At 67.6% G+C, this 8,148-nt stretch carries 6 protein-coding genes and 2 pseudogenes; 4 read left to right on the top strand and 4 right to left on the bottom strand.

All coding sequences use genetic code 11. The annotated features are described in order from the left end of the window. Positions 1-740 precede the first annotated feature (740 nt). Entirely contained in the window at positions 741-866 is a 126-nt protein-coding gene (locus ACFYPS_RS34215; protein ID WP_387330316.1) for a hypothetical protein, read from the top strand. Positions 867-1,279: 413 nt separating this feature from the next. On the opposite strand, the gene ACFYPS_RS34210 is transcribed toward ACFYPS_RS34215, so the two are convergent. Together ACFYPS_RS34210 and ACFYPS_RS34205 are read right to left on the bottom strand one after the other, a co-directional pair. After that, entirely contained in the window at positions 1,280-1,660 is a 381-nt protein-coding gene (locus ACFYPS_RS34210) for a nuclear transport factor 2 family protein (RefSeq protein ID WP_387330313.1), read from the bottom strand. Positions 1,661-1,791: 131 nt separating this feature from the next. Next, positions 1,792-2,709, bottom strand: a complete 918-nt coding sequence (locus ACFYPS_RS34205; protein ID WP_387330310.1) for an MFS transporter — start codon at positions 2,707-2,709, stop codon at positions 1,792-1,794. A gap of 365 nt (positions 2,710-3,074) precedes the next feature. On the opposite strand from ACFYPS_RS34205, the pseudogene ACFYPS_RS34200 reads away from it, so the two are divergent. Both ACFYPS_RS34200 and ACFYPS_RS34195 read left to right on the top strand, forming a co-directional pair. Continuing rightward, positions 3,075-3,320: pseudogene (locus ACFYPS_RS34200) on the top strand (transposase); the annotation flags it as partial. Positions 3,321-3,690: 370 nt separating this feature from the next. Beyond that, positions 3,691-4,644 (top strand): annotated as a pseudogene (locus ACFYPS_RS34195) (sodium:solute symporter); the annotation flags it as partial. 450 nt (positions 4,645-5,094) lie between these two features. Here the strand turns inward: ACFYPS_RS34195 and ACFYPS_RS34190 are convergent. Further along, positions 5,095-6,090 (bottom strand): hypothetical protein, encoded by a 996-nt coding sequence (locus tag ACFYPS_RS34190; RefSeq protein ID WP_387330307.1) that lies wholly within the window; start codon positions 6,088-6,090, stop codon positions 5,095-5,097. Between the two features lie 53 nt (positions 6,091-6,143). Here ACFYPS_RS34190 and ACFYPS_RS34185 point away from each other — a divergent pair, with 53 nt between their 5' ends. Next, entirely contained in the window at positions 6,144-6,557 is a 414-nt protein-coding gene (locus ACFYPS_RS34185) for a hypothetical protein (protein ID WP_387330305.1), read from the top strand. Between the two features lie 19 nt (positions 6,558-6,576). Here ACFYPS_RS34185 and ACFYPS_RS34180 read toward each other — a convergent pair whose 3' ends face one another. Then, positions 6,577-7,677: a CapA family protein gene (locus tag ACFYPS_RS34180; RefSeq protein WP_387330302.1), complete on the bottom strand. Its 1,101-nt coding sequence runs from the start codon at positions 7,675-7,677 to the stop codon at positions 6,577-6,579. Positions 7,678-8,148: the final 471 nt, after the last annotated feature.

The following is an 8,148-nucleotide window of genomic DNA, read 5'->3' as shown; positions in this document are numbered from 1 at the left end:
CTTGGCCTGCATCTCCGATACCCTGGCGAACGGATACCACTGCTCACCAGGACCGCCGGGATTCCCCAGTGGATCTTTCGGCATTGCAGTCTCCTTCCCTTCCACAACCGCTGCCGTCCTTCCCCATGTGACCGGCTCTCCCGGCCTCGGAGTACTACGACGGCTCCGCCCCACCCCGATCCGATCGGTCGACAGTGGACCCAGCCCTTCCCACGCACAGGCTGCACGCAGAATAGGCAGCATCGAGACGGTTCCCGTGTTCACTGCTGTTCGCTCGACGAAGTAGGAGCCCTGCTATGTCCCAGCGGCATCGCCATGGCTACCCCGCAGCACTTCACCATGGCCTCCCGGCAGCCGAATCCAGGACCACCTAGGAGTTCACTTCAACCTCAAAGTTGAAGGTGCGCACCGCATCCGACCCGCATCCGCCAGGTTCAGGGTCGGTCACATCTTGAGGGACGTAAGAACACAGGTTTCTCGCGTACTCCTCTCCATCACGCTCACCGGACCCGCACCATCTGGCAGTACTGGCGCGTCCCGGCTTTGTCCGGGCTGCTCCCGCCCTCCCCGGCACTCCCCGGATCAGGCTGCCCTCAGCTCCACCGCCCTGCTGCGACAGGGTCAGCGGTGAAGGTCTCCCACCTCCACTCGAAACAGCAGCGCCTCACGGCGCACGGATTCGCGACGTCACCTACGACGAAGACCGGTCCCAGATCCGCACCGGCACCGGACCCCAAGTCATGGCGGCCCTACGCAACGCCGCCATCGGCGCACTCCGCACCGCCGGCGTCACCAACATCGCCGCCGCTAACCGACGTCACGCCCGCGACAGCACCCGCCCGCTGGCACTGCTCGGTATCACCTGACGACTTTGCCGGGGCCCTGGGGCCCGACCGCCTCGACGCCGGCGGCACCACGGAGGTGTATCTGGACGACCCGATCGACAAGTGGGATCGGTTCGAAGCGTGGTTCGACGGCGAGTGTTCGTGTGACGAGGCTGAGTGTAACGAGGGGCACTGGCGGCGGGAGTTCCCCATTCCGCGGCCTAGTACTCCAGCCGGGGATTGTGATCATGGCCTTTCGTCGACCCGTCATCCAGTCGACGCACCAACTCGTGCGCGCGTGCTACTGGCCGCCTGATACCGCTCGTACGCTTCCGTCAGTGGCGGCGCAGGGGCGGACGCTCCTCTGTTGTGGAAATTGCGGCCAACGCGTGATTGACCCGCAGCGCTCTGCCTGGCCGCCTGCTTCGCGCACTACGGCGTCCGCTTCCCGCTGTTCAAAAGTGGCTATCCCCAACAAAGTCAGCCCAATCTGCATGGCTTTCGTACTGGTATTCCCGCCAACGCCGGATCTTGTCGCCCTCCACATGCACGATGGCCATGCCATGGAACTGTCGCCGGCCGCGGAAGGTGTATTCGCCAGCTCCGACCTGTTGCACTGGGTCGAAAACCAAGTTGTGCCAGGTCATGGACATAGGCGACGGGTCATTGCCGCCCGACAGCTCGAACAACTCGTGCCGGCCGGCGTAACGCTGCCGATCAGGCGGCTCGACATACACCGCATCTTCGGTGAAGCAGGCCGCTGCCGCGGCGGCGTCGCCAGTACTCCACGCCCGCTCAATCGCCCTCATCAGATCCGTGAATTCACTACTGTCCATTTCGACCTCCAAACGAGAAGTAAGCACGTTGCCGCGCTTGCTACTACCAGGCATCCGAGCCACAGCGGCCCAGCCCCGAACCGTTGCCACGTCCAGGTCCCGGCTACCGGCGCGGCGAGCATGGCCAGCCCTCACGATGTGCCCCACACACCCTGATATCGGCCGCGCATTTGCGGAGGCGCGATCATCGCGAGGATGGCGGGAGCTGAGATGTTCAAGGCGATCTCGCCCAGTGTCCACACCGCGACTGTTGCCGCGTAACCAGCGGTGGTATCGGCCGCCAGCGTGAGCCCAAACCCGACGCCCGACAGAACCCCGCTGCTTGCATAGACGTAAATCAAGGGACGTTTGGCCAGCAGCCGCATGAGTAAGGGCTGGCAGATCAGGATCACCGCCGGGTTGACCGCCACCGCCAGACCGTAGGCGCCCGCATCGAGCCCATCCGCGTACATCGCAAGCGGCAGCGTGACGAAACCTTGTAAGTAGACAACCGCCACCGCGAACGTGCTTGCCGTCAGCCCGGCAAGCCGCGAATCGAGGACTGTCGAACTCGAGGTCCGCGGCCCGGCCGGCTTCGTCTCGGGAACGGCGAACACCACGATCGCGGCGAACCCGATGCACGTGATCGCATCAATCACGAACAGCAACCCAAAGTCGCGCTCAGCGACCACCCCGCCCAGTACCGATGCCACCCCGACACCCAGGTTGATCGACCAATAAAGCAGGCCAAACGCACGCCGCTGGTGCTCTGGCGCTACCAGGTCGGCAACGATCGCGGCAACCGCTGGGCGATACAAGTCAGTGGCGAGCCCGGCCGCAACGGCGCACCCGGCCAAGACCACCGGCGATGCGGCCGCTCCCAACGCAAGATACGCCACAGCGGTGGCGAGCATTCCCACCACCAGTGTCGGAACCACCACACCCGCGGTCGCGGGATCAAATCCTTGATGGCGCACGAGGAACAACGTCAGGAAAGGTATGACGAAGTAGCCGAACCGGTTGATCAGCGTCCCAATCCAGAGAAACCAGAACGGCCGGGGCAGGTACATGGGCCACACCCTAGAAGCTCAACCCGGCTTTAGCTCAAGCTCGCGCTGCCCGACCAAATCCCTCATGGCCGAGCCCGCAAAGCTGTCCGCCAGAACTCGGTGTTCGGCACCGGCCAGGGCCGCCAATTGAGCGGGACGATGCACTCCACGTCGCCATAACCCCTTCCGCGCACAAAAATCGCTGCCGGCTCATCGACGATGTTGCGCAAAATTACGAGAGCGGTTGAGCTGCGGCCGATGCGGCGCGGAGAACAAAGGACAGCCACCGTCGGTCATGGACGGTTATGTGGACTGACAACGACGCAGTGGTGGCTGCCGGATATAGGGTGGACGCCCGACGGTGGCGGGTGTTGTTCGACGAGCTGATGTTGACGGTCGGGCAGCGTTTCCGCAGGCCTGAGCCGCGTCGCCGGGTGCGCGAGTTCGTCCGTGGTTTGCTGGCGCCGTTGCCGAGGAAGAACTGCTGGACGATCGCGGAGCATGTCGGGGACGCCGGCCCGGACGGGATGCACGATCTGCTGTCCAGGGTGAAGTGCGACGACACCGAGGTTCGTGCTGATGTCCGCGAGTTCGTCGGTGAGCACCTCGGTGATGCCGAGGCCGTGCTGGTGCGTTGAACTGGCCGCGGGGCCGGAGACCGCCACGTCAGGCGGCGGTGTCCGCACGCGCCGCCCGCGACCGGACCAGTGACCTACTCATTCGAGGGGTGTTCTCCCGTTGGGGGCGGGACCTGCCCGCGATGACGGTGTAGTCGATGTCCAGTCGGCGTCGACACCGAGGGTGTCGTCGGGGAGGGCAGCGTAGTCCGAGGCTGATGAATGAGTGCGGGCTCGTCGGGTACGCGGGCTGCGATGCGAAGGATCACGCCACATGATGCCCCGCGCCGCAGTCACACCGAGGGCCACCCGCCCCATTGTTCGGCGCGGAACCGCCCTGGCTGATCTGACGTTCGCGAGAAGGGAGACTGGCGATGAGGGTCAGAGCGCCGGCGACGGGATCCTGCTCAACGCCAACAACCAGTGGCAGTACATCACCCTGGCGCTGGGCTCGGCCCTCGCGCTGTTCCTCTACCCGCACAGCCTGACCGGCGTGCTGGCCAGCAAGAACCGCAACGTAATCAAGCGCAACATGTCGGCGCTGCCGGCGTACACCCTGCTCCTGGGGCTGATCGCGCTGCTCGGCTACATGGCGATCGCGGCCGGGGTGACCCCGTTGCCGGGGGCCAAGGAGGGCTCGGTGGACAACAACACCGTCGTGCCGCTCCTGTTCGACCAGCAGTTCCCGAGCTGGTTCGCCGGCATCGCGTTCGCCGCAATCGGGATCGGCGCCCTCGTCCCCGCGGCGATCATGTCGATCGCGGCGGCGAACCTGTTCACCCGCAACATCTACAAGGAATACCTGCGGCGCGACGCCACCCCGGCGCAGGAGGCGAACGTCTCGAAGATCACCTCGCTGGTGGTGAAGGTCGGCGCCGTCGCCTGCATCGTCTTCCTCGACCCGCAGTTCTCCATCGACCTGCAACTGATCGGTGGCGTGATCATCCTGCAGACGTTGCCCGCGGTGGCGCTGGGCCTCTACACCCGCTGGTTCCACCGGGGCGCGCTGATCGCCGGCTGGGTCGCCGGGATGGGTCTGGGGATGTGGATGCTCTATCAGATCCCGGGGGCCGGCGGCCGGCAGCACTTCGGTGGTTCGGCCTTCTCACTCGGCGAATTCGGCTTCGACACCACCAGGACGGTCTACGTCGGCCTGGTGGCCGTACTGGTCAACCTGCTGGTGGCGGTGCTCGGCACGCTGATCCTACGGGCCACGAAGGTGACCGACGGCGCCGACGGCACCACCACCGACGACTACCACGCCGACGAGGGCGACGCCCAGTTCGTCCCCGCGCCGCGTAGGGAGGCCGGCGTGGACGCGCCCGAACCGGTGGCCTAAACCGATCGCAGGCCCCCCTCCCGACCGCCGCCGGTCGGGAGGGGGCTCACTGATCGCCGCGGGACGGGCCCGACGCTCATCAAACTCGTTGAGCCGGGACCTCGACACCGAGGGCGTCGAGGTCCCGGCGGCCTTCGGCGGCACGGTCCGGCAGCAGCAGGAGCGTGGATGCCCGTTCGAACCGGGCGCCGATGTGCTCCCACCCCGCCGGCGGCGGTGAGGGCTGCGGTGTCGCCGTAAAGGCGGCTTCGGGCCCGGGCGGTGCAGGCGGCGGCCCACGCGCTCTCGTGCCCCTCGGCGGCCGACAGCAGCTCCGGCGCGTCGGGAAGCCCGGCGACGACGGCCAGCTCGGCGCCCACCGCTCAACGCAAGGAGCCACCAGAACTGCATACGTCAACAGGATCAGATGTGCCGGGCGGGCGAATCGGCGTCGGGCGCGAATTGTCGAGGCTAAGCCCGTCCACCTGTCCGGTCGGCCTGGTCGTGGTTAGGACGTCGGCTGCCTGGGCTGGACGGTTGCGCTTTGCTGGCTGGCAGATCACCAGGATCACTGCCATCGGGCCCGGGCTCGTCGCGCCACCGTTCGATGGTCTGCACCATCCAGAACACGGCAAAGAACGCGGCGACGACGATCTCGAGCAGGAAGAGGCTGATCCAGTCGACAAGCCACAACAGAGTGCCCACGGCGGCAGCCCCTAGCAGGATCCGCGCGAACCATGCGTAGAAATCCCTGGATCGGGCTAGCGCGCCGGGAACGGCGTTCAGAGTCTCCTGCCGTCCCTGGTCGCGTCGAAGTGCGTTGGCCACCGCCACGACGATGATGCATGCAAGCAGACCAACGGCGGCGATGTAGTGGGCGTTATCAATGAACCACGCCCTGGACGCCGCGAAAGCACCGGCAGATCCGCCGTACACCACCAACGCCGCTGCGTATGCCCACCGAGGGAACTTTGCCCCAGGCGTCCTCCGGTCTTTCAACGAGTAGAAGAGTATGGCGGCGAGGAGAGCCAGCGCGCCCACAAACAGCAGAGCAACGGTGCTGTTCTCGACGTTCGCTTTGGTGGCCTCGGCCAACGTCCGGACCGTGGGGCAGTCCAGCTCTTCGAGCGCCGGACTGTCCGCCTGCTCGCAGGCGCGAACCGCCGTCCTATAGTCAGAGCCGCGCGACGTGGGAACGATTGCGACCACGGCCGCAAACATCCCGCCGAGGTTGAGAAATACGTCTTCGACCTCGTTCGTCCCTTTCAAGGCGATCATGCAGGCCCCGAGGGCGATGAGGGCGCCCACGAAGATCGCCTGCGCAGGCGTGTAGTAGTAGGCACTAACGGATGCCAGGAAAGCGCCCGCTTGTAGGCTGTGGTACATCACCGCTGCTCCAAGGCCGAGCAGCAAGGCGACCATCGCCGTTCGCAGGTACCGGTAGGATTTCACCTCGACGTCGGACATTTTGATGCTCCTCGACCGCGGTGAGCGCGCCTTTGTATACGCATCGTGCACTTGTGAAAGTGCGCCTGGTGGGCACCGGCGTCCAGCGTGGTGTCGTCAAGCCGACAGCCAACGAAATGCGAGTGGATACTAGCGGGATCGGTGTTGCCGGCCCGGCTGGCGGTTGGTGGGTGAGTCAGGCGGCCAGCGGTCCACGCCGTCGGGGGCATCGCATGCTGTTCCGCGTCGCGGAGTTGCTGGCCGGTGGCGTCGATGAAGTGGTGAAAGTTGCCAGATCGACGGCGAGGCGGAGTGCAGCTGCGCCAGCTGTCGCCGTCGAAAATCTCGCGCAGCTTGCGCGCGGACACACCGCCGAGCTTGATCAGTGCCGGGCCAAGCTCGCCGCACTGGAGCGCAAGCAGCCGGCAATCGATGCGCTTCTGCACACGTTGTGTGCCCATGGCCACCGGGCCCACGGCGGGCGGTAGGTGGCGCGGGCCACCCGGGTCAGTCGCCGGCCAGAGTGAGCAGCCCGTCGGCGGCGACCTCGAAACGGGTGCCGAGGCGGCTGAGCAGATCGGCGAGCCAGCGCGCCTCGTCGGGGCTCGCGGTCTCCAGACGCATCCGGCGGATCCGCACGGGGGCGGCCCGCAGGCCGCGCAGCCGGCCGGTGTCCGGGTCGAGGGCGGGCAGCCAGAGCAGCCGCAGTTCAGGCCGGTACACCTCCTGCCCGCTGATGCCCTCGTAGTCGTCGACCAGGTCCCCGCAGCCGTAGAGGATCAGCCGGTCCCGGTAGACCTCGACCGGTCGGAGGTGGTGCGACGAGTGCCCCTGCACCACGTCCACGCCAGCGTCGAGCAGGCGGTGCGCGAACTCGACGTGCTCGGCCGGCACCTCGTACCCCCAGTTGGTGCCCCAGTGCACGGAGACCAGCACCCGGTCGGCGAGCTCGGCCTCGGCGGCGATCCGCCGCGCCATCTGCTCGGCGGTGGCGGCGGAGGTCTCCGGCAGGTACGCCACCCCGGGCCCGTCGGCAGTGGCCGCCCAGTACGGGGGCACCCCGCTGGACGGGGCGGCCACCGAGAAGACCAGCATCCGGCGACCTCGGCCGAGGTCCACCCGGGCCGGCTCCCACGCCGCCGCGGCGTCCCGGCCGGCGCCGGCGGCGGCGATCCCGGCCCCGGCCAGCGCGTCGAGGGTGTCGGTGAGGCCCACCGGGCCGAAGTCGAGCACGTGGTTGTTGGCCAACGCGCAGACGTCGAGCCGGGCGGCGGCCAGGCAGGACACGTTGTCCGGGTGCATCCGGTAGTGCACCGACTTGGCCGGCGCGTGCTCGCCCCGGCCGGTCACCGCGGTCTCCAGGTTCACGATCCGCGCGTCCGGCCGCAGCTGGTCCAGCAGTGACAGGGCGACGCCCCAGGGCCACCGCGGTGGCACCGGCCGGGGAATCGGCCCGCTGACCGACTCGGCCAGCCTGACGTAGGTCTCCGCGTCGCGGACCGCGCCTTCGCGCAGGTCGGACGGGCCCGGCCGGGGCAGGATCCGGTCCACCCCACGGCCGGTCATCACGTCGCCCGCGAGGAAGAGGGTCAGCGCATCGTCGGCCATCCGGCCGCTTTCCCCGCTGCGCCCGACCCTCACCTGCCAACGAGCGGCGACGCGCGGCGAGCCGGTTGGGCCGCTTCGCGGCGGTGGTGTCTGCGGCGATCCGGCCCAGCGCGGCGCCCGGATCGCTACTGTGGGCGCCCGAGCGCCCGAGTCAACGGGCGCTGCCCAGTCAGCGACACCCCGCCCCGAAGGCGTCAGCGTGTCTCAGTAGGCAAGCTGGCGGCCGGCTGTCCCAGTTACGAGACATCCCTTATGACCTCGTGCACAGTTGCGAATCCTTGAGTATCGATGATCGTGCCATGGTTGGTGCTGCGATCATGATGGATCGTCGGATGACGGGGCTGTCCGGGCAGGTGATTGAGGGCTTGGTCGCGGAGCTGGCGCCGCGGTGGCAAGCCCGGCACCGTGACCGGCTCGCCGGCCGTGCGCGTCGTCGCCGCATCGGCGCCGGCGCGAGGTACCGGTTCGGGT

The sequence above is a fragment of the Micromonospora sp. NPDC005087 genome (assembly GCF_042872965.1).
In the GTDB taxonomy this organism is placed as follows: Bacteria; Actinomycetota; Actinomycetes; order Mycobacteriales; family Micromonosporaceae; genus Micromonospora.
The sequence above is the reverse complement of the archived record's forward strand: the minus strand, read 5'-3'. Positions and strand labels throughout refer to the sequence as shown.